Annotated in this window: 24 protein-coding genes; 1 reads left to right on the top strand and 23 read right to left on the bottom strand. The window is 34.9% G+C overall.

Translation table 11 applies throughout. The features are described from left to right. Nucleotides 1–214: 214 nt before the first annotated feature. From BMY13_RS09110 to prsW, 20 genes are all read right to left on the bottom strand, one after another. Nucleotides 215–994 (bottom strand): CheR family methyltransferase, encoded by a 780-nt coding sequence (locus BMY13_RS09110; protein ID WP_092504064.1) that lies wholly within the window; start codon nucleotides 992–994, stop codon nucleotides 215–217. Nucleotides 995–1200: 206 nt separating this feature from the next. Then, nucleotides 1201–1647: a nucleoside-diphosphate kinase gene (gene ndk / locus BMY13_RS09105; RefSeq protein ID WP_092504062.1), complete on the bottom strand. Its 447-nt coding sequence runs from the start codon at nucleotides 1645–1647 to the stop codon at nucleotides 1201–1203. Nucleotides 1648–1888: 241 nt separating this feature from the next. Then, nucleotides 1889–2860, bottom strand: coding sequence for a heptaprenyl diphosphate synthase component II (gene hepT, locus BMY13_RS09100; RefSeq protein ID WP_092492707.1), 972 nt, complete (start codon nucleotides 2858–2860; stop codon nucleotides 1889–1891). 45 nt (nucleotides 2861–2905) lie between these two features. Next, nucleotides 2906–3616, bottom strand: a complete 711-nt coding sequence (locus tag BMY13_RS09095; protein ID WP_092492706.1) for a demethylmenaquinone methyltransferase — start codon at nucleotides 3614–3616, stop codon at nucleotides 2906–2908. A 3-nt stretch (nucleotides 3617–3619) separates the two neighbouring features. Further along, on the bottom strand, nucleotides 3620–4414 hold the full coding sequence (locus BMY13_RS09090) for a heptaprenyl diphosphate synthase component 1 (RefSeq protein WP_175476758.1): 795 nt from the start codon (nucleotides 4412–4414) through the stop codon (nucleotides 3620–3622). Nucleotides 4415–4678: 264 nt separating this feature from the next. Next, nucleotides 4679–4951: an HU family DNA-binding protein gene (locus BMY13_RS09085; protein ID WP_092492704.1), complete on the bottom strand. Its 273-nt coding sequence runs from the start codon at nucleotides 4949–4951 to the stop codon at nucleotides 4679–4681. Nucleotides 4952–5313: 362 nt separating this feature from the next. Further along, a complete protein-coding gene (gene spoIVA, locus BMY13_RS09080; protein WP_092492703.1) occupies nucleotides 5314–6792 on the bottom strand; it encodes a stage IV sporulation protein A in 1479 nt (492 codons plus the stop codon). 216 nt (nucleotides 6793–7008) lie between these two features. After that, nucleotides 7009–7737: a hypothetical protein gene (locus BMY13_RS09075; RefSeq protein WP_092504058.1), complete on the bottom strand. Its 729-nt coding sequence runs from the start codon at nucleotides 7735–7737 to the stop codon at nucleotides 7009–7011. A gap of 10 nt (nucleotides 7738–7747) precedes the next feature. After that, nucleotides 7748–7945 carry a DUF2768 domain-containing protein gene (locus BMY13_RS09070; RefSeq protein WP_092492701.1) on the bottom strand — a complete coding sequence of 66 codons (198 nt, stop codon included), beginning with the start codon at nucleotides 7943–7945 and terminating at the stop codon, nucleotides 7748–7750. Between the two features lie 213 nt (nucleotides 7946–8158). Beyond that, nucleotides 8159–8419, bottom strand: coding sequence for a stage VI sporulation protein F (locus tag BMY13_RS09065; protein WP_092492700.1), 261 nt, complete (start codon nucleotides 8417–8419; stop codon nucleotides 8159–8161). A gap of 59 nt (nucleotides 8420–8478) precedes the next feature. Beyond that, nucleotides 8479–9516 (bottom strand): NAD(P)H-dependent glycerol-3-phosphate dehydrogenase, encoded by a 1038-nt coding sequence (locus BMY13_RS09060; protein ID WP_092492699.1) that lies wholly within the window; start codon nucleotides 9514–9516, stop codon nucleotides 8479–8481. A 13-nt stretch (nucleotides 9517–9529) separates the two neighbouring features. Then, the gene (gene der, locus BMY13_RS09055) at nucleotides 9530–10840 is read right to left on the bottom strand and encodes a ribosome biogenesis GTPase Der (RefSeq protein ID WP_092492698.1); all 1311 of its coding nucleotides are present in this window, start codon (nucleotides 10838–10840) and stop codon (nucleotides 9530–9532) included. 97 nt (nucleotides 10841–10937) lie between these two features. Beyond that, nucleotides 10938–11543 (bottom strand): YphA family membrane protein, encoded by a 606-nt coding sequence (locus BMY13_RS20050; RefSeq protein ID WP_092492697.1) that lies wholly within the window; start codon nucleotides 11541–11543, stop codon nucleotides 10938–10940. Between the two features lie 479 nt (nucleotides 11544–12022). Further along, nucleotides 12023–13153: a 30S ribosomal protein S1 gene (gene rpsA / locus BMY13_RS09045; RefSeq protein ID WP_092492696.1), complete on the bottom strand. Its 1131-nt coding sequence runs from the start codon at nucleotides 13151–13153 to the stop codon at nucleotides 12023–12025. Nucleotides 13154–13247: 94 nt separating this feature from the next. After that, complete coding sequence (locus BMY13_RS09040; RefSeq protein ID WP_092504056.1) at nucleotides 13248–13832, bottom strand: lysophospholipid acyltransferase family protein; 585 nt, start codon at nucleotides 13830–13832, stop codon at nucleotides 13248–13250. 12 nt (nucleotides 13833–13844) lie between these two features. Then, a complete protein-coding gene (cmk, locus tag BMY13_RS09035) occupies nucleotides 13845–14522 on the bottom strand; it encodes a (d)CMP kinase (RefSeq protein ID WP_092504054.1) in 678 nt (225 codons plus the stop codon). Between the two features lie 239 nt (nucleotides 14523–14761). Beyond that, nucleotides 14762–15412 (bottom strand): flagellar brake protein, encoded by a 651-nt coding sequence (locus BMY13_RS09030; protein WP_139184807.1) that lies wholly within the window; start codon nucleotides 15410–15412, stop codon nucleotides 14762–14764. A 144-nt stretch (nucleotides 15413–15556) separates the two neighbouring features. After that, nucleotides 15557–16918, bottom strand: coding sequence for a germination protein YpeB (gene ypeB / locus BMY13_RS09025; RefSeq protein ID WP_092504050.1), 1362 nt, complete (start codon nucleotides 16916–16918; stop codon nucleotides 15557–15559). A 15-nt stretch (nucleotides 16919–16933) separates the two neighbouring features. Continuing rightward, a complete protein-coding gene (gene sleB, locus BMY13_RS09020) occupies nucleotides 16934–17797 on the bottom strand; it encodes a spore cortex-lytic enzyme (protein WP_092492691.1) in 864 nt (287 codons plus the stop codon). A 122-nt stretch (nucleotides 17798–17919) separates the two neighbouring features. Next, complete coding sequence (gene prsW / locus BMY13_RS09015; RefSeq protein ID WP_092492690.1) at nucleotides 17920–18600, bottom strand: glutamic-type intramembrane protease PrsW; 681 nt, start codon at nucleotides 18598–18600, stop codon at nucleotides 17920–17922. Between the two features lie 84 nt (nucleotides 18601–18684). Between prsW and BMY13_RS09010 the strand changes: the two genes are divergently transcribed. Beyond that, nucleotides 18685–19656: an asparaginase gene (locus tag BMY13_RS09010; RefSeq protein ID WP_092504048.1), complete on the top strand. Its 972-nt coding sequence runs from the start codon at nucleotides 18685–18687 to the stop codon at nucleotides 19654–19656. A gap of 50 nt (nucleotides 19657–19706) precedes the next feature. Here the strand turns inward: BMY13_RS09010 and BMY13_RS09005 are convergent, their stop codons facing one another. The 3 genes from BMY13_RS09005 to BMY13_RS08995 form a co-directional block, all read right to left on the bottom strand. After that, entirely contained in the window at nucleotides 19707–20681 is a 975-nt protein-coding gene (locus BMY13_RS09005) for a YpdA family putative bacillithiol disulfide reductase (protein ID WP_092504046.1), read from the bottom strand. 208 nt (nucleotides 20682–20889) lie between these two features. Then, entirely contained in the window at nucleotides 20890–22170 is a 1281-nt protein-coding gene (locus BMY13_RS09000) for a Glu/Leu/Phe/Val family dehydrogenase (protein WP_092504044.1), read from the bottom strand. 160 nt (nucleotides 22171–22330) lie between these two features. After that, on the bottom strand, nucleotides 22331–22912 hold the full coding sequence (locus BMY13_RS08995) for a genetic competence negative regulator (protein ID WP_092492686.1): 582 nt from the start codon (nucleotides 22910–22912) through the stop codon (nucleotides 22331–22333). Nucleotides 22913–23039 lie beyond the last annotated feature (127 nt).

Raw genomic sequence — 23039 nt, 5'->3', positions numbered from 1 at the left:
CGATAATTTTGTATAACTATATCATATCTCATTTTACTTTTGTTATATTTAGTTAAAAATTTTTAGCAGTTAATACTTTCTTACTGTATATATGCAATCAAAACTTTCGCCATTAAGACTTGCACTCCGTAGTATAGAATAGTTCTTAGAACCATAAACCAAGGATTTGCCATAGGTTAAAATAAAAATACGCTTGCACTATTAACAAACGTATTTAATTATTATTCTTTTTATAAAAAAATGTATCTATCAATGACATATTATACTTATCAGGACTAAATATTTGCTCAGTACTCCCAACAAATAAAATACCATTATGCTTCAGTGAATCCGAAAAATTCTGATAAATTATATTCTTTGCTTGGTCAGTAAAGTAAATTAATACATTTCGACACACAATTAAATCCATATTTCGAGGGTATATATCAGAAAGCAAATCGTGCTTTTTAAATCGTACATGGTGTTTTATTTCGTTATCAATATGGTATAGACCTGATTCCTGCTTAAAATACTTATCTCGTACTGACTCAGGCAATTCTTTAAGTGATTGTTCTGTATAAGCCCCTTGTTTCGCTCTTTCTAACACCAAATTATCAATATCTGTAGCTAAAATAGTAAAATCGGCATTTGGAAAATGTTCCTTAACCATTAATGCTATACTATATGGTTCTTCTCCAGTAGAACAAGCAGCACTCCATATTGATAGTTTCTTACCACTTTTCAATAAAGAAGGCAGAATAACAGATTGCATTACTTCCCACCTCTTCGGATTGCGATAGAATTCAGAAACATTTATCGTAATACGATCGAGAAATTCGTTTAACAGTAATTCATCCTGGGCTATCGCTTTAAGATAATCACTAAAACGCTGATAGCCACGTTTATCCCGTAACGAGGTAAGACGTCGCTTCATTTGTGTTTCTTTGTATAACGTTAAATCAATTTTTAATTTATGTTTAATATCGGAGACAAATTTTATGTAATCCTGCGACATTTATATACGCCTCTTTCATTTTAGAAAACTTTGCATACGTTAAAGGGATTCTTATGAAAAAAGTGTGATTTGCTTCTTGGAACCCCTTATACTTTGGAGTAAAAGCCTTAATGGCGAACGGCTTAGTTGCACTCATGCAGTAAGAAAGGATTTATACTTTCGTAACTTCTAAGAAAACCTCCGTTAGAAAACGGAGGTTTAAATGGTTAGTAAATCCACGCACTATCTTGTTTAGAGTAGGACAACACATCATTTTCATTAAAAAATAAATCAATCTCTCTCTCAGCACTTTCTGGTGAATCTGAACCATGAATAATGTTTTTCCCAACAGTCATGGCAAAGTCTCCACGGACAGTACCTGATGCAGCTTCAAGTGGATTGGTTTTACCCATCATATCACGGGCAATAGAAATTACGTTTTCACCCTCCCATACCATTGCAAATACTGGTCCGGAAGTAATGAACTGAACTAACTCTCCAAAGAAAGGTCTTTCTTTATGTTCACCATAGTGATTCTCGGCTAAGTCATTAGAAATATTCATTAGCTTTGCACCCACTAATTTAAACCCTTTGCTTTCAAAACGGTTGATAATTTCACCAACTAAATTACGTTGAACGCCGTCTGGTTTTACCATTAAAAATGTTTTCTCCATGTTTGCACCTCATTTAGTATGTATTTTTTCTTATATAAGCAACCTTTAAAATTTTAACAAACATTTATTAAAATAACAATTATCTTTACTGTTAACCTAAAAGACTAAGCTAACAAATAGTTTATAAATACTGTGTCTGGAGTATATGTCGCCTTGGTAACCGGAGCGGTGTCATAGCAATTATATTATTTTTCCACACTGTGTCGCAGTTTATATAATAGCAACAAACTTTTAGCATAATTTATGAGCGTCTTTTGCCAATGTACTTTGCAATACTCTGTAATGTTTGTTTAGCCTTATGATTCGGAATTGTTTCTAATTCATTTAGCGCTTTTTTCAAATAGTGATCACTTATCTTATAAGATTCTGTTATGGCATTTGTTTTCTTCATTTCGGTCAACAAGTTAGCCATTTGAGCTTTAGATACACGCTCAGGATCTTCAAATGTCTCTCTTACTAAATTATTAAACTCCTTATCCTTCATTGCAATTAAGACAGGTAATGTGATATTCCCCTGTAGAAGATCATTTCCAGCCGGTTTGCCAAGTTCATTTTCAGACGCAGTGAAATCAAGAATATCATCAATAATCTGGTAGGACATCCCTATATAGTATCCATAACGATATAGTTTTTCTGCGTTTTCTTCAGAAACATCTGTAGCAATTGCACCCAATTTACAGCTTGTCGCAATTAACAAAGCTGTCTTGCGTTTAATTCTGCGTAAATAATTACGCAAATTCTGATCCCAATTAAACTTGTCTTTAATTTGTTCAATTTCCCCTGTAGCCACTTGCACCATCGTTTTAGAAAGTACACGGTGTGCTGTTGGCTTTGGTAATAAAGTTATATTTTCCAGAGCTCGTGCCAGTATGTAATCACCTGTATACATTGCAACACGATTTCCATAAAGCTGTTTTATTGTAGGTTTACCCCTACGTAATTCTGCGTCATCAATTACATCATCATGGACTAAAGATGCCATATGTATTAATTCAAGCGATACCGCAACCGTTTTAATACGATCAATATTAAAGTTTCCAAGTTGTCCGCATAACAAGACAAAAACAGGGCGAATTCTTTTCCCCCCTGCCTGAAGTAACTGTGTAGAAGCTTCACGTAATACATCGTGGTCAGCTTGAATAGCGTTACCTAATGCATACTCAATTATATCCAATTCTTTGTTTAAATACCCGTAAGTTTTAGATAGTTTCATGCATGTCACCTTTTACTTTAAGTTCCCGAACTAAAGTCGTTTTATTTATTGTTCTTTTGTTGCCATATGCATTGCAGCTACACCACCTGTATAGCTTTTCACTTGTACACGAGAAAAACCTGCTGATAGAAACATCTGTTTCAGTTCTTTCTTATCAGGAAAGTCTTTTGCTGACTCATGTAACCATGCATATTCTTTATAACTTTTAGCAAACATTCTACCTAATAATGGCATAATAAAGCGAAAATAGAAATAGTATCCTTGACGAAATCCAAACATTGTTGGCTGTGAAGTCTCCAGACAAACTACTTTTCCATTCGGTTTAACAACACGATACATTTCTTTTAATACTGTCATATAGTCTGGAACATTACGTAACCCAAAACCAATTGTGACATAATCAAATGAATTATCCTCGTATGGCAATTCCATAGCGTTTCCTTGTACAAAATGAAGCTGGTTGTACTTTAGGGCTTCATTTTTTTCTTCTGCGACAGATAACATATTATGACTAAAATCCAGCCCGATCACTTCACCTGTGCTGCCACTTGCTTCAGCAAGAGCGATAGACCAATCTCCAGTACCACAACATACATCGAGTGCAATCGATCCTTTTTCAACATTCATTCGCTGCATGACATTCTTCCTCCATGCCTTGTGACGCTGAAAGGAAATTATTGAGTTCATGGAGTCATAGTTATCATATATTTTTTCAAATACGTGATGTACACGTTCTTCTTTCGATTGTTGATGCATTTACTACCCTTCTTCCACAATTGTTCTGTTTTCAAATGGAAATTCATTTAAAGTCTTTAAAATGTGTGTTTTGACTGCAATAAGATGCTTTGGAAAATGAGTTAGCCGATTTCTAACCGATGCTATTTCTTTGTTAATATGCTTCTTTGCAGCGCGTATTGTGATCGCATCACTTGAAGAAGTCTGCTTGTGCCAAATAGAAAACATCGTGGAAGTACCTGTATGTAGCATATGTTGTGTTTCATCATTGAGTTTCCTAGTAAATAGCCATCCAGCCGCGATGCCACTAATTGTCGTTTCACCTACGAATTCAGCAACATGAGTATATAATAGTGTTTCAATTTTCTTTGCGATTATTATAAAGGTATCGAAAGACTCTATTTCTCTATAATATAATTGCATTTTATATTCGTTAATTTCTTTAATTGCAGTTGCTAGAATATGAACCATTTCTACATCTTCTATTTCCGATAGAAGTAGGTAGTATAATCCGCTATAGTAATCTCCAGCCAATACTGATAGTTGCTTTGTTACCTTTTCTGTATTGGATTGCTCTGAATCGTTTGTTTTGGGAACCAAATCATGTGTGTCCAATGCCATTTGAACAAGCATTGTAGATACGATGTAATTCTCTTTTTTATAGTCTGGCAAGTCGGCATTGTTTAAAATTGAAGTTAACATGAATAGTTTATCTTCACTCAAAACCGGGTTTTTAACATATTTTTCTAAATATGAATTATGCATTTTTTCTTTTATTAATGTTTTTAAATTTCCCGTATCCATACTGGATGTCTGCAAAACAACCACCTGTTCCCTTTCATGCATTCCTAATTGATATTGTTATTATAGCATATTTTGAGTATGTTCCATAATCAAAAAAAGCAAAGACAAGAACGTTGAAATAGGAATTATAATTTATATAACCAAGCTCTGTGCATAGCAGTATGGTAAGCCCGGGCATTTTAGTCACAGCAAATCTCATTTGATCTTGATATTTGTAATACAAAGACAAAGAAAAAAGGGCACGTAGTTTACGTGCCCTTTTTCGCCCTATGTAAGATATTATTTAACGCTTTCCTTTAGGGCTTTTCCTGGTTTGAATGCAGGAACTTTACTTGCAGGAATTTTGATCTCTTCCCCAGTTTGCGGGTTACGACCTTTACGTGCTGAACGCTCACGTACTTCGAAATTCCCGAATCCAATCAATTGTACTTTTTCACCATCTTTAAGTGAATCCATGACAGATTCAAAAACTGCATCTACAGCTTTAGTAGCATCCTTTTTAGAAAGCTCACTTTTTTCTGAAACTGCATTTACTAGGTCTGTTTTATTCATGACATTCACCTCCTCCCAAATTTCAATCGACATTGGCACAAACTTATTCTAATTCCATTTGTTACCAATCTGTCATTTTTTATACTATTACCACCAAATTCATTGATGACAAGGCTTATACTAACCGAGATTGAAATAAATTTCAACAATAATCGCCTATTTTCTCGGTTTTTATTTGATATTTAGCTATTTTTTCCCATATTAGTCTCTAAAATTTGCCGTTTTGGAAAAATTAACCATGTATATTGGGTGCAGTATAAAGCCGTAGTATAATAGGCTCTTTTAGATATATACGACAATGATAAGGAAATTCCTGCAACTTTTAAAAAAATATAAAAAAAAATAGCAACTAATTAAAGCTGCTATAAAATAATTGCTATTAAACCACCAGAACCTTCGTTAATAATTCGTTCAAGGGTATCTTTTAATTTATATCTAGCATTTTCCGGCATTAGCGCAATTTTTGCTTGGATGCCCTCTCTTACAATAGAACTTAAGGATCTGCCGAAAATATCAGATTCCCAAATGGATAAAGGATCCTCTTCAAAGTCTTGCATTAGATACCTTACTAACTCTTCACTTTGTTTTTCAGTTCCAATTATTGGCGCAAATTCTGACTCCACTTCAACTTTTATCATGTGTATGGAAGGTGCAACCGCTTTTAATCTAACTCCAAATCTTGATCCTTGACGAATAATTTCCGGTTCTTCTAATTCCATATCCTCCAATGTTGGAGCTGCTATACCATAGCCGGTTTGTTTTACCATTTGCAATGCACCAGAAACATTATCATATTCACGTTTTGCATAAGCAAAATCCTGCATTAGTTCAAGTAGATGGTCTTTCCCTCTAATTTCTTCTCCAACAATTTCTTTTAGTACTTCATCATACAAGTAATCTGGTGCATGGAGATCAATTTCTGCAACTCCATCTCCCATCTCCATACCTGCGAGATTTGCCTTGTCAATATAATCGTAATCTGAAAAGTCTCCAACTATATGATCCACATCTCTTAATCTTCGTATATTTTTTACTGTTGCTTGAATTGCTTCCTGATAATTTTTTCTTAACCAGTGATCCTCATTTAAGACCATAACCCAGCTAGGTAGATTTACGTTAACTTCAAGAACCGGGAATTCATAAAGTGATTCTCTTAATACGTTATAAACATCATGCTCAGTCATTGATTCAATACTCATAGCCAATACAGGTATATCGTATTTTTCAACTAATTCCTGGCGAAGTAATTCTGTTTCCTGACTAGTTGGTCTAACGGAGTTAACTACCATGATAAATGGTTTACCGACTTCTTTTAATTCTTCAACAACCTTCGTTTCTGCTTCTTGATAATCAGATCTTTCAATCTCTCCGATAGTTCCATCGGTGGTAACTACGACACCAATTGTAGAATGCTCCTGAATTACTTTTCGTGTACCAATCTCTGCTGCATCATGGAATGGTATAGGATCTTCGTACCATGGTGTATTAATCATTCTAGGGCCATTTTCATCTTCAAATCCCTTAGCACCATTAACAGCATACCCAACACAATCCACTAACCGGACGTTTACATCAAGTCCCTCGTCCACATGTACCGATACGGCTTGGTTTGGAATGAATTTAGGTTCTGTTGTCATTATCGTTTTTCCTGCTGCACTTTGTGGCAACTCATCGTGTGCTCTTCCTCGTTCACTTTCATCTGCAATATTCGGTAAAACTACCAACTCCATAAAACGCTTAATAAAAGTTGATTTCCCGGTCCGGACTGCACCTACAATTCCAAGGTAAATATCTCCATTCGTCCGTTTCGAAATATCTTTAAAAATATCAACTCTCTCCAAACGATCCCCTCCCGATCTCCTTATCCATTAATAATAAACAAACTACGAATAATTGACATTACAATTCTATGATGTTGTCCTATCAAAATATGACTTAATTATGTTTAAAAGATTATTTTAGTTATCAAATTCTTAAGTCATGGAAGAGGTTTATACTTCAAACGCAAAAAACCCCTTGCAACACAATATATGTAACAAGGGATTTATTATGATAGTTTATTTATTTGTATTATTAAAAACAGGCTCACCTTCTCGAATTGTATATGGTAAAGAGTAAGCAGGTACAAAGGGGCTATTGTCAGCCAACAAATACCGAATATCTTCTCCTGTTTCATAATTGTGCTTATATTCTTTTAATGCATTCATTAAATCTATACGATAATCCACATAAAGTTTTCCCTGATTATCCATTACGATAGGCAGATTTTCTTTTGAGTATGGACTTTTAACATAAGGGTAAGCCTGTAAATTTAGTTTTTTATAGTCCACTTTGAAAACACCATCTGCAATTTCTTTTCCATATGGCGGATAAATGTGTTCGGTTCGGTAAATTTCCAGTTTTACACTTACTTCTCTAATTGCTTCAGTTATCTGTAAATCAATTAGCTTCACACGTGGGTTCTCCTCAGGAGTTATTAACACATATTGATAAATACCTCCATTTTGATATGCATTCGCAGGTATTTCCGATATGTTGTTTTTTTCTTTTAGCTTATTAAAATCGATTAAATATTTTTGAAAAATTGGTGTATCATTTGATTTTGTTCTAATCGGAACCAATCCATTGGTTTCATTATGATACGTATCAACTGCTGATTGTATTTGTTCGAGTTGGGCCTGATTTGGCACTTGGTTTTTTGATAATTCATTATTTGGATACAGACATCCTGTTAGAAAGAATATGATAAGAAATGCACTCATAGCCCCAATATATGTATTTTTCATGATAAGCCTCCTATCCTGTTGGACCACTAAAAACGATATATAAAATAATTATTCCACCGATCATCAGAGAAAGATATGCTAAAACAGACACAATTCCAGCTAAAAAGCCCTTTAATTTATATCTGCTGAGTATAATAAGCCCGATAGCTAAAAGTAATAGCGCCATGCCTCCGAATGATATATACATTTTAAGCATTGATACTGACATTGCTTTCACTCCTATTCTTAATATGCAAAACGTATTATAACATAATGGCATTTATTAGAGCATTATGTACACATTAAAAATCCGAGATGAAGGGGGCCTATCTCCATCCCGGTTTGACTAAATAATACCCACAGCAACTCTATCGATGAATGCTTGTGCGATTCATTTTATGCGAGCATACGCACTAATGTATCCTCACTTGCCCAGATATGACTATTTTTTAAACATTTTATTTAAAGATTGCATATCCACTGGCATGTTACTACTTGTTATAGACTTAACAATCTTATCTTCCTTGGCTTTAGAAATTGGTTTATTGGCAATTCTGGACAATCGCCTAACTAGTTCTCTTACAGTTTTTTCATCAGAAAAATCTGCATGCTTTACAGAGTCTGCAACTTTATAAATTTCATCAGGATTTACGTCTGACTTTTGTTGAATTTTATCAAAAAGATTGTCTTGAAAATTACTCACATGCTCGCCTCCTTGCATAGTTAGTTCACCATATTGTATGCAAGGAGAAAGATTACGTGTTATTTTGAATAGTTTGTACGGAGCAATGTTGCAAGGTCGTCCATTTCTTCTTTTTTTGTTCGATTCATTAACTGTTCAACCACATCTCTTGGATTCATATCATCAAATAAGATCTTATATATTCCATTAGTAATTGGCATTTCTATTTGTTGTTTTAAGGCAAACTGATTGGCAGCCTTAGTAGTTCTTACACCTTCAACAACCATCCCCATCTGATCTAATACTTCTTCCAATTTCTGGCCTTTTCCTAACAGATTTCCGGCGCGCCAGTTTCTGCTATGAACACTTGTACATGTAACAATAAGATCACCTACACCAGGTAACCCGAGAAATGTTAGTGGATTGGCTCCAAGTGAGGTACCCAATCGCGTGATTTCTGCCAGCCCCCTTGTAATAAGAGCTGCTTTCGCATTATCCCCATAACCCAATCCATCCGAGATTCCAGCTCCAAGCGCAATTATGTTTTTTAACGCACCACCAAGTTCTATCCCCACTATGTCTGGACTTGTATATACTCGAAATGATTCATTAAAGAACAAATCCTGTGCTAATTCAGCATTTTTAATATCCTTTGACGATACCGTTACGGTAGTTGGCTGTCGTTTTCCTACCTCTTCTGCATGACTAGGTCCAGATAATACAACAACATCTTCTTGTGTGTATTCATTCATTTCTTCGCCAATCATCTGTGATACTCTTTTTAGTGATTCTGGTTCAATACCTTTGGAAGCATGAATAATAGTAACTTTGTGTTTTAATATCGTGTCTAATTGCTTACAAACATCACGAATGGCCTTCGTAGGGACCACTATAACAATAGCTGAAACATCATCAACTGCTTCTTCCAAATCATGAAATGCAATCAGTTGTTCTGGAATCATTATATCCAAGTAATTTTCATTCTTATGTTTTGTGTTAATTACATCAGCTTGTTCTTTTCGATGTGTCCATAAACGAACATCATGTCCATTATCAGCTAATACAATGCTTAATGCTGTCCCCCAGCTTCCAGCACCTAATACAGCTACTTTACTCAATTGCAATTCCTCCTTATTGTCGACTTCGTGCGAATATTTTTATTGGAGTTCCAACAAAACCAAAAGCATCTCTAATTTTATTTTCCAAAAATCTCTCATATGAAAAGTGCATTAGCTCAGGATTATTAACAAAGACAACAAAGCTTGGCGGTTTAACAGCTACTTGAGTTGCATATAAGACCTTTAAGCGTTTCCCTTTTACTGTCGGGGTCGGATTCATTGCTATCGCGTCCATAATTACGTCGTTCAATACATTTGTTTGTATACGCTTCGCATGATTTTCACTGGCAACTTTTATTGCTGGAATTAACGTATGCAAGCGTTTCTTTGTTTTTGCAGAAAGGAATACGATAGGAGCATAGTCCAAGAATAGAAAATGCGAACGTACTTTGGTTTCGAATTCTTTCATCGTTTTTTCATTCGTTTCAACTGTATCCCATTTATTTACAACAAGTATAACAGCTCTTCCTGCTTCATGTGCATAACCAGCTATTTTCTTATCCTGTTCCCTTATTCCTGTTTCGGCATCAATTAAAACCAAAACCACATCAGAACGCTCTATCGCTTTTAATGCACGTAAAACACTGTACTTTTCTGTAGTCTCGTACACCTTTCCACGTTTACGCATTCCAGCCGTATCAATTATTACATAATCCTGGTCATCTCTTTTTAGGTATGTATCAGTAGCTTCTCTTGTAGTCCCTTCTATCTCACTGACAATAACCCTTTCCTCATTAAGCATAGAATTAACTAATGAAGACTTACCTACATTAGGTCTCCCAATTAGACTAAAATAAATTGTATCTTCTTTTGTTTCTACATCACTTATTTCAGGGAAATACCCAACAACAGCATCCAATAAATCCCCTAAACCAAGTCCGTGCGACCCTGATATAGGATACGGCTCACCAAAACCTAATGAATAATATTCGTATATTTCTTCACGCATTTCAGGATTGTCCATTTTATTAACAGCAACAACAACAGGTTTATTTGATTTAAATAGAAGTTTGGCAACTTCCTCATCAGCGGCTGTAATTCCTTCGCGACCGTTTAATAAAAATACAATTACATCCGCTTCATCGATAGCGACTTCAGCTTGTTGACGCATTTGTACTAGTAATGGTTCATCACCAATTTCAATGCCTCCTGTATCGATCAGATTAAATGTTGATGTTAACCATTCAGCTTGAGCATATATTCGGTCTCGGGTCACACCAGGTATATCCTCCACAATAGATATTCGTTCTCCTACCAGTCTATTGAAAATAGTCGATTTACCTACATTCGGTCGACCTACAATTGCTACAACAGATTTCCTCATGAAAGGAACATCCTTTCTTTAAATATCTCTAATTTTTATTTTTATGATTGCATTAACTTTTACTAATTCTAGCAAAAGAAAGTTATATTCACAATCATTAGCAAGCTCGCTGTCTTATCGAATGTCTAGTTATTGACATTAATATATAAATTTTTCGATTCAATGTTAGTAGTAAGCTATTACAGAGTAAAAGAGCTATAACGATTAGCACGCAATCAAAAAACTCCATATCCCCTATTGTTTTTTGTATGGCATAATTAGCCATAATCATACTATATACTATTTCTCCGCATGCAATACCAAACAAACCAGTTCCAAGTCTGTTTAAAAGACCATTAGTCAATAGCATAACTAAAATCACAAGGAAAACAGAAATAGTTATAAGCTGAGGGAAAAAGAGCCTTAACGGGGTAATATTTATACAAATCACGATGCCAATATATCCAATACTTACAATGAAAGAAATAAATGAATGAAATATTAATCGTGGGAGCTTTAAATGTAGAAGTAGAGTTCCCCCAAGAAAAACCAGGAAACTTACAGAAATTTGATAATAATATATTGTGAAGTGCAAGTTTGAAAATAAGATTAATAAAAGAATCCAGCATGCCAAAAACGTTCTTCGTCTATCTTTTTTCATGAAGAACGTAATCACAACCCATATAACCCAACAAAACCAGTAAAAAATAAGTCCACTACCCATGAATAACCACCTACTATATTTAGTATTATGGCAATTATTTTTTACTTTTAAACAAAGGCTGTGTGATAATAAATCAATTATTGTATATATACAATAATCTTTGCTAAAGGCTTTTTTAGAAGATTGTTGCTTTTTCCAAGCAATGAATCTTAACATGTAGTTGATATAAACTGCGACACAGTGAAAATTTTCTTTTGCACCACTCAGGTACCAATGCAACATCTGCTCAAGCTAGCACTTTCGCAGTCTTACTAACCATGGGCTCACTCATCAGGGTTATGAGAACCCGAACTCTGTTTAAATAGTGAGAAACGGTCACTCATATCGAAGTTATGAGCCCCGGTTGAGTATTTTTCAATGTTACTTCGCAGTTTATATTAAACTGCGAAAATGCGAGGCTTACAAAGCAAAAAAATTTACCAAAAGAGCTTTTCAAAAACAACAGCTCTCCCTGCTGTCGGAAGAGCTGCTCAAAAATATTATTTGTATTTATTTAATTTATCACCAATGAAATCACCTAGCTGAAAACCTGATTGGTCCTCATCTTTTTCATATTGTTTAAATTCTGCTGCTTCCTGTTCTTGCTCAAGTTCTTTAATGCTTAGCGACATCCGTTCTTCTTTTTCACTAACATCAAGTACTTTGACTTTTACCTGTTGACCAACTTCAAGTACTTCTTGAGGTGTTCCGACATGGCGGTTAGCAATTTGAGAAATATGAACAAGTCCTTCTACTCCTGATAAAACCTCTACAAATGCGCCAAAGTTTACAAGACGTTTGACAGTCCCTTCAAGAACATCTCCTTTTGATACTCGGTCCTGAATATTTGACCAAGGTCCAGGGAGTGTTTTCTTACGTGACAGAGATATACGTTCATTATCTCGATCAACAGATAAAATTTCGACTGTGATTTTATCACCTTCAGACACAACATCCGAAGCTTTCTCGACATGCTCGTGCGCTAACTGTGAAATATGAACAAGTCCATCAATACCACCCAAATCTACAAAAACGCCAAAGCTAGTTAAACGTTGGACAACACCTTCTAATACTTGACCTTGTTCCAGCGATTGAAGAACTTTTTGCTTCTGCTGCTTTGTTTCATCTTGAACAACATCTTTATGGGATAATATCACTCGATTTTGTTCTTTATCCAAATCAACAATCTTAACTGTTAATTTCTTATCTTTATAATCTGCAAAATCTTCTACAAAGTAAGTTTCAACTAAGGATGCAGGTATAAATCCTCGCAGTCCAACGTCTACTACAAGACCACCTTTTACCACTTCTTTGATTTCTGTTTCAAAAACTTCATTATTTTCATAGCTCTTTTCTAAGGAATCCCATGACTTCTCAGCATCTACTGCCTTTTTAGATAGGATAATTTCATCATCTTCCATTTTCTTCACTTGCAACGTAAGTATATCGTTTTCTTTTACAAGATCACTCGCTTGTTCGATGTGAAGATTTGATAGTTCACTGATTGGGACAATTCCCTCAGACTTATATCCAATATCAACAAGAACTTGTTTATCTTCAACTTTTACAACTGTTCCTGATAGAATATCTCCTACCTCAAACTGCGTAATTTCATTACTAGATTCACTCATACAATTAGCCCTCCTTAAAGTACAAAACAACAATACATTAAACTCTCTTTTTTATAACTTCTAATATTTATAATTATTTGTCAAGTAATGCAGACTAGGATTTATGTTTTTCTTTTAAAATCTTAATCTCAGACATGATCGCTTCGGCCGCATCTTTTGCAGAAGACTTGGCTGCTCTGTATGCTTCCATATCCATCGGTTCCCCATAAATAACAGTAAGTTTTTTTCCTGGCTTATATTGCCCAATTATTGCACAGGGTACAATAGCAGCATTTGATCTTAACGCGAAGAACCCAGCACCTGCTAATGGTTTACCAAGTTCACCGCTTTTACTCCGTGTACCTTCTGGAAATAGGCCTAATGTTTCGCCATTCTCCAATATTTGCAATCCTTTACGTAATGCGTTTCGGTCTTTCAATCCCCTCTTAACGGGAAATGCACGAATTGCTAATAATAGTTTCCCCAAAAATGGCTTTTCAAACAGTTCACCTTTCGCCATAAAGAATATATCACGAGGAGAAGTAATCCCAACAACTGGTGGGTCAAGATTTGAGATATGATTTGAACATATAATTACTGGTCCTTCTTTTGGTACATTCTTCTTTCCGATTATTTGAATACGAAACAACGGAAAAAAAATTATCGCTACAACTGTTCTTGCAAATTTATAAAGACTCATGTTAAATCCCCTCTACTTAGTGATTACTCTAGCTGCTTCATTTAGTATTAATTCAGCCACTTCATCAATTGTTAAGGCGGTAGTGTCAATCTCTATTGCATCATTTGCTTTAGTTAGTGGAGCTGCCTCTCGTTTAGAATCAATCAGGTCCCTTTGTTCAATTTCCTCTTTTAATTTCTCTAAATCAGCAGGAAACCCTTTTTGTATATTTTCTTCATATCTTCGTTTAGCTCTTTCTTCAACGGTTGCAATCAGGAATATCTTTATCTCTGCTTCTGGCAACACATGTGTACCAATATCCCTTCCATCCATGACGACTCCGCTTTGTTCTGCAAGTATTTGTTGTCTTTTCACCATTTCTTTTCGAATGCTGGGATGTTTAGCTACAAATGATACATTATTTGTTACTTCATCAGAACGTATACTGCGTGTTACGTCTTCCTTATCTATCATAACGTGCTGTCCATTTTCACCCTGGACAAGCTCTATATCTGTATCTGTCAATAATGCTGCAAGCTGTTGTTCATCTTCAAGGGAAATTTGCTTATTAAGAGCTTTTAAAGTTAAACCCCTGTACATTGCTCCTGTATCGATATAAACATATGTAAGCCGTTTTGCGACAATTTTAGCTACTGTACTTTTTCCAGCTGCAGCTGGGCCATCAATTGCGATTGAGATTTCTTCCATTATTATTGTTCATTCCTCTCATTATCCATTCAAGTCACTAGAATTCTATTCATTACAGGAAAAACTTGGCACAAAAGCCAAGTTTAAATAAAACCCTTATATAAAATAATAACATATCTATAAAAACGCGGTCTATTGCTTTTAATATAATACAAAATAATTAAACTTAAACTATGTAAAAATTGCCACCTTATTAAAATAACAATGAGGTTAGAGGAAAAGTTCAATTTCAAAAGTGTATTTTATAATAATTCTTTTTTTCTAGCTTCCCTTTGTTTCTCAAAACAATATCGAACAATATTTTGTCGAACTGGTTTTGTAACCGAAATAAATTTCAGAGATGCTATACTTGCTGTGCTTTCTGATTCTTTAACCCGGATAACTTCTGTTAATGCTGTTACATATTGAAATTCACCTGAGTGCATCTGGAGAACTATCCAGACGCTAGCCTCTTCTTTTTCTACGATTGTTTTACCATTAGGTACAATGATGGATAGACCACCACCACTTATATCGGAGGTTACAGTAGTAAATGAATCTTTTGAACCATGAAAAGCTATATCAATTGCAGTTTCAATTCGCACATACTCACGTCGCTGAATCCTTTTAATATTATCTTTACGAGGAAAATCGATTATAAGTGCTGGTACGTTTAATTTCACTCTAGCAATTATCTCTGTATGGAACTTATAAACGGATTGGTCTTTTCCCACGTATTCCACTGATAAACGTGATCCTCTGTGAAGAAATGCGGTTTTGTTCGTTTTAATTTCAATCGGATAATCAATATAAAGATAATCCTCATTTTTCTCAACAACTTTGCAACGATACTTCAAAACCTCACCTGTCTGATCTTGTTTTAACTCCAGGTTGAGTAATGTCCCAATCTTCAACTTCAATGACCCCCATTCAAGTAATACTATATGCCTACATTATTACAGAAAAATCAAAAAAGGGAAAGACCTAAGTCAATCCCTTTTGTACAGCATTGAAAATTATAAAATTAAATACTGTGTAATCAGCCATGTCTTATGAGGCTAAGCAGGAACTTTCTCTTTTGTTCTCCTCGCAAAGTTTAATTCAGTTCCATCCAGCTTTTCAACTTTTTCTTCAGTACCGTCCATTGCATTTATAAATATTCTGTATGTCTCATTTCCAAGAACACCTAAAAATTCATAAACTAATACTTCTTCTCCAATATCATTGTCAATAACAGCCATATGTTCTTCATTTATTTCAACATCTGGATTGACTTTATTCTTTGCCTCTTTTATAGAGAGTTCTGGCTTGGGGATATCTCTTTCTTTATGGTTCATAAAGTAATTTCTTGCAGTAAATCCAAGTAAGTCGCCATTATCTAGCGCGACTTTAATTTCAATTGCATCCGAGAATACTCGTACATCATCCTGGTTGTAGAGGAACGAATATACCCCCACATTACTAAATTGATTACTTGAAAATATAGTCATATCTTTAAATCCATTTTGCTCTAAATAAGTTTTTGCTTTTTCTAAACCCTCATTTAAACTTATCTTTTGTTCATTCGTAGATCTGTTTACTAAAAGAGTTATTGGATGTCCGCCTTGTTGAGATATATCGACGTATCCATTCTTCTTATCGTTCTTATAAGACACGCTGTAAGTAGGTATATCTGATCCTTCACCGCTTTTTGTAACTGTCATATTATTTTCATTTTTTACATTAAACAATTTTTTACTCTCTTCTAATGCTTCCTCTTTTCCGATTTTATCGCCTTTTAGAAATTGGTACTCATGCTCTTTGGATGAAGTTCCAGTAATTGACGAATTCACATTACTTTCGGTGTAACCCTCTACTTTCTTTTCAACTGTTTTAAACCCATCAACAATAGTATTATCTGATTGCTCTTCTTGAGTAGCTAACGCTAACTGTACATCCATCCAGCGCAAATTTTCCTCCAAGACCACATGCTGTACTTGTCTTAACTCATCTTTTAATTCACCTGACTGTTTATATAATTCCTTGAGTGTTGATGTTTCCTTGTCAGTTAGTGGATCCTTCTTTAAATCTCTTACAGCAGTACGATAGGTGAAATCACCTATATTAGAGAGGAACTCCTCTGTCTTGTTAAAAGGGAGCAATGTAAGTGGCAATTGTCCTACATCAGATATTGCTTGAGATGTTAGTCGCCAAATTTCAACCATTTGTGGTGATAATCGCTCTTTGGAGTTCATTGCTAATGTTGTACCTATTTTGTCATTTAAAAGATCCATATTATATGAAAGTTCATGGAATGCTCGTTGATACGTATTTTCTGCCTGTATCAGAATAGCATTTTTCTCCTGATGTTCCTGATAACCCCAAAACGCTGTACCAGCTATCCCTATTGTAAGAACACCGATTAAAATCCATCGTACCATTTTTATCACTCCTTGCTATTTAGCAAATATGTGTTTCCCTATTTTTTTTATTTGTTTTCTTGACCAAATCCAATCTGAAGTTGCGGTTTCCGGATTAAAGTAATATATCGCATTCCCTGAGGGGTCCCAACCGTTCACCGCATCTAGAACTGCCTCTTTTGCTTGCTCATTTGGAGTTAACCATATTTGTCCATCAGCAACAGCAGTGAATGCACGTGGTTCAAAAACCACTCCTGAAACAGTATTTGGAAAGGTGGAACTTTCAACTCTGTTTAAAATTACAGCTGCTACCGCAACTTGTCCTACGTAAGATTCACCTCGCGATTCTCCATGAACTGCATTTGCCATCAATTGGATATCATTCTGTGAATATCCTTGTGGTACATTAACAGCAGTAGGCTCTGCTTTAGTTTGTTGATTGTTATTTGCACCTTGTTGATTATTCTTGTTATTTGTATTCTGTTGTTTTTCCTCCTTATCTGGAGTAGTTTGTTTAGTATTATCCACTCCGCCGTAATGTGTAAAATCTTTTCCTTTTTTAATCTGTTCTTTTACATACTTCCTATCATATTCACTTGCCTCTACTAACTTTTGCCTTGTGGTGAGTCCTGCTAATCCATCTACTTTCAGGCCAAATTCATATTGAAAATTTCGTAATGCCCAATATGTTCCCCACCCAAAGACACCATCTATATTCCCATTATAAAAACCCAGATATTGTAATCTCGCCTGCAATTCAATAACATCATCCCCAACAGCACCCTTCTGAATTACTTGCGATGTAAATGCATTTACTTGTTTTGGGGTATGTGATGTTTGAAGTCCTACCACTATAAAACATATAATGATTATGAATAGGAACATTTTTTTATAGGTCATTTTAATTTTCCTCCTGATAATGCATTGTCATGTGATACCTATTTTTTAACTAAACGTCCTTTTTATTCATTAAGATTTCTATCAATAAAAAAATCCTCCATATCTAAAGGATACAAAGGATTTCAAGCTCGTAATTTTCTTTTTTGAATTACATCTTCAATAATTGGCTTATTTGCAGATTTAACTCGCCGCAAACCAATTATCCAAAGACCAATCATAAATGGGACCAATAATGTTAGCCAATTACTCGTAATAGATTTTAGAATATAGTTATAACTGCCATGTAAAGTTAAGGGTATAATTAATGCTAACAAAATATTCCATTTCTTATAATTACTATTAATTTTAGCCTTACCAAAATGGAAGCCCATTATAACACCAAACAAAGCATGTGATGATACTGGAAATAATGCTCTAGAAAATGCGTACTCAATTCCGTTTGTAAGCAGATACAGGAAATTCTCTACTGTAGCAAACCCTAAACTTATAGAAACAGCATAGACAATTCCATCATAATGTGCATCAAATTCAGTATGATGATAGATGACATACATAAAAATGAACCATTTAAAAAACTCTTCAATAAAACCTACTACCAGGAAAGATTGAATAAAGTTATTATCATTTACTATGTTTTCTATCGTTAATGCGTATTGGATAAACATAATCGGAAATACGAGCAGTGCACCTAATATAAACGTTTTTAGAATTAGCGAGAATGGTTCTGTAAATCGGTCTTTCAAATAAATAAAAGACATTAATGCGAATGTAGGTGCTATTCCGGCAGATAAAATAGCTAACATAATAAGGACCTCTCTCCAATTATCTTGATATAATCGTATCATTAAGTGACATGAATTAAAATAGAATTTAGGCTGGTGATTTATATGAAAAATATTGTGATTATCCATACTGGTGGAACAATTTCAATGGTAGAAAATAAAAGTACAGGTGAAGTCAATACAACTAAACATCATCCATTAACAGATTTATCAGGTTATTTTAACACGTACGCTAACATAGATGAGATAAACTTTTTCTCTCTCCCTTCACCGCAGATGACTCCACAACATATGTTGGAACTAGCTATTAAGGTTGATCAGTTAAGTAATGATTATGATGGGGTTGTAATAACTCATGGTACTGATACTCTTGAGGAAACAGCATATTTCCTTGATCTGGTTGTTAGAACCCAAAAACCGGTCATTATTACTGGAGCTATGCGGTCCACAAACGAGATTGGCTCTGATGCCCTTTATAATTTAATTAGTTCACTACGAGTCGCAACAGATCATGAGGCTGCAAACAAAGGTGTACTTGTCGTAATGAACGATGAGATACACACAGCAACAAATGTAACTAAAACATCAACAAGTAATGTAGCAACTTTTCAAAGTCCACAGTATGGACCAATTGGAATCATTACAAAAGAATCTATTATATTTCATCACACGATATTGGAAAGACATTCCCATCCAGTAAAACAAATCACTAAAACAGTGTTTTTACTAAAAGCATACGCTGGGATGGATGAACAGATTCTTAATGCGATTTACCAAGCTAATCCAGATGGTCTTATAATAGAAGGGTTGGGACAAGGGAACTTACCTAAAGATACCGTTAAGCCAATACAAACATTTATTAAGAAAGGAATTCCTATAATTTTAGTATCAAGATGTTTCCGAGGAATCGTACAACCAACTTATGGGTACGAAGGCGGTGGAAAACAACTTAAGGAATATGGTGTAATCATGTCCAACGGGCTAACTGGGCCTAAAGCCAGAATTAAATTAATGATAGCATTAGAAAAAACGAAAGATGTAAATGTATTAACCGAAATTTTTGAGAATGAACTATAGTAAACAAAAGCAAAGGATAACGCTATATACAGCTGTTATCCTTTGCTTTTCTATTCTTTCGTTATAGATCTCGCAATAAGTCCACCATGGTGTCTGCCATTTTCAATAAAGATCTTATTATTGTTATAACCAGCTGCTACTACACCGGCTACATAAATTCCTTCCACGTTTGTTTTCATTGTATTTTCATCAAAAATAGGGCAGCCATTTTTTTCGTCAACCGAAACTCCTGCCCTTTTCAGAAACTGGAGATCGGGCTTGTACCCAGTCATAGCAAACACAAAATCATTATCGATTGTTTTCAATTCACCATTAACTTTATACTCTACTTTATGGTTTGTTATTTTGGATATATTAGCGTTAAATTCCATAGTTACAATATCTTTTCTGACTAAAGCATCGAATTCAGGCAAAATCCATGGTTTTATACTCTGAGAGTAGGTATTACCTCGATACAGAACAGTAACATTTGCTCCTGCTTTATGCAGTTCCAACGTAGCATCAACTGCTGAATTTTTACCCCCTATTATAACTACATCTTTATTGAAATAAGGGTGCGATTCTTTAAAATAATGCATTACTTTTGGTAACTCTTCACCTGGAATCACCATCTTATTCGGCTGGTCATAATAGCCAGTAGCAATTATTAAATTCTCTGCCTGATATTCAAATATTTCACCTGTGTTCTTTTCAGTTTTTAATTGAATATTGTATTTACTTGGTTTGATTTCTATAACTTTTTCAAATGTATTAATTCTTAACTTTGTTCGCTCTGCTACTGATCGATAGTATGCTAAAGCCTGATTACGTACAGGTTTTTGTTTTTCGGTTATAAATGGGATATTTCCAATCTCGAGCTTCTCACTTGAGCTAAAGAATGTCTGGTGGGTTGGAAAGTTATAAATCGTATTAACCACATTTTCTTTTTCTATTATTAATGGTTTTATGCCTTTATTCTGGAGCTCAATGGCACACGACATTCCACAAGGGCCACCCCCAATAATTATAGTTGATTCTTTTTGCATATTAAAGCACTTCCTTTTCTTACATGTAACATTAGAAAACTTGGAATTCATAAAGGGATTCTTATGAAAGCGTACTTTGCTTTCGCTTTCATAGAACCCCTTAGTGTAGTTATACTTTCTTAACTGCTAAAAAACTCCTACCCAACTATACATGATAAGAGTTTTTTCGTCATTTATTTGGTTTTACAATGAGTGAAATACTAAATCATTATACCCATCCACGGAATCTTGCTGCTTCGGCCATTTTTCGAACGCCGACCATATAAGCTGCAAGGCGCATATCTACGCGTCTTGTTTCCGCAGTGTTATATATATTGTTGAACGCCTTAACCATTATTTTTTTAAGCTTTTCCTGAATTTCCTCTTCTTCCCAATAATACCCCTGATTATTTTGGACCCATTCAAAATAAGATACCGTTACTCCACCTGCAGATGCTAGGACATCTGGAACAAGTAATATTCCGCGCTCAGACAAAATTCTTGTAGCATCTAATGTTGTTGGGCCATTCGCTGCTTCTACTACAATACTAGCTTTAATCTTATGTGCATTTTCTTCTCTAATTTGATTTTCAACAGCAGCCGGTACTAGAATATCGCAATCCAATTCAAGTAGATCCTGATTTGATATTGTATTATTAAATAATTTTGTGACTGTTCCAAAACTATCTCTACGGTCAAGCAAGTAATCAATGTCAAGTCCCTCAGAATCATGTAAACCGCCATAGGCATCTGATATACCTACCACTTTTGCGCCGGCGTCATGTAAGAATTTCGCTAAAAAACTTCCTGCATTACCAAAACCTTGGACAACTACTCTTGCACCTTTTACATCTATACCTTTTTTTCTAGCTGCTTCATCAATACAAATTGTTACACCTTTAGCAGTTGCGGTTTCTCTTCCATGTGAGCCACCAAGAACAATAGGTTTCCCTGTAATAAAACCAGGATTATTAAATTCATCAATACGGCTGTATTCATCCATCATCCACGCCATAATTTGTGAGTTAGTGAATACATCTGGTGCAGGAATGTCTTTATTTGGGCCAACGATTTGACTTATCGCACGTACATATCCACGACTAATTCCTTCTAGTTCGCGAAATGACATTTCACGAGGATCACAAATAATGCCGCCCTTACCTCCGCCATATGGTAAATCCATAATTCCTGCTTTTAAACTCATCCAAATTGACAGGGCCTTAACTTCTTTCTCTGTAACATCAGGATGAAATCTTACCCCGCCTTTTGTTGGACCAACTGCATCATTATGCTGAGCACGGTATCCAGTGAAGACTTTGATTGAACCATCATCCATTCGAACAGGCATTCTCACTGTCATCATTCGAATGGGTTCTTTTAGCAATTCAAATACTTCATCAGGGTAACCCAATTTCTCCAATGCATTTTTTACAACTGTGCGCGTTGAATTTAACACATCCAATTTATCAATTGCTTCTTTGGCAGAATCTGCTGGTTTATCGGCTACCATGAATTTACCTCCTAGATTATCAAAAAAATTATTATAGCTGTACTCAGAGATTAGTATACACGTTCATGATAAATATGCAATAAAATAAGGTTATTTTATACGGTAATTAATTTTGATATGAAAGCGATTTCAGATCAGTCTTCTTCCCTAGTTATTCTTATTAATCATAAAAGATCTTCATAATTTGATTTACTGCATTTTCTTGCATGATTACTTTACCGTATTCCTTTAATCGATGTGATGTAATAATACTGGGAGAAGAAAACTCAGACATAACTGCAATGATATTCTCTTTGTTTTTCGGGGTCAGCTCATCCTCATTTAGCAACATATAGTAACGATTATTCATATAATATACCTGTCCGCCATCCATATTTATAACTGATAAGTAGGAAGATACTTGAATAATATCCTCAAACTCTTTAAAAGAAAATATCATTTCCTTACTTTCATCTAACGTTACTTTCATCTCAATGAAATCCTCTTCCCAACTTGTATTTTCAATTTTTTGAGTCACGATTACATGCATACCCTGTGCCTGCATTAAATGAACTTGAACGAGGAGAACACCTTCCAATTCAAATCCTAATTCCGTACTGGCTTCGTACATCATATCACTAAATAAATTGCGCACATTCGTAGCATCATGCCATAAATCCTCTTTCGTAAAACCACGATCTATTAGATCATCAAACGTTAAAAAAATTGTAAATTGGCTATCGGACACTCGTTCAATTCGCATAAAGCATCCTCCTTTATAAATACATTTTAGAAAACTTGACTTATTGTCAAATGGGCTTTATGAAGTCTATTTAACCCCTTATACTTTGAAGTGCAAGCCTTAGTTGCACTTATGCAGTTATGAAAGT

Source organism: Virgibacillus subterraneus (assembly GCF_900110695.1).
GTDB lineage: Bacteria > Bacillota > Bacilli > Bacillales > Amphibacillaceae > Lentibacillus > Lentibacillus subterraneus.
This window is presented reverse-complemented; position numbering and strand designations above follow the sequence as displayed.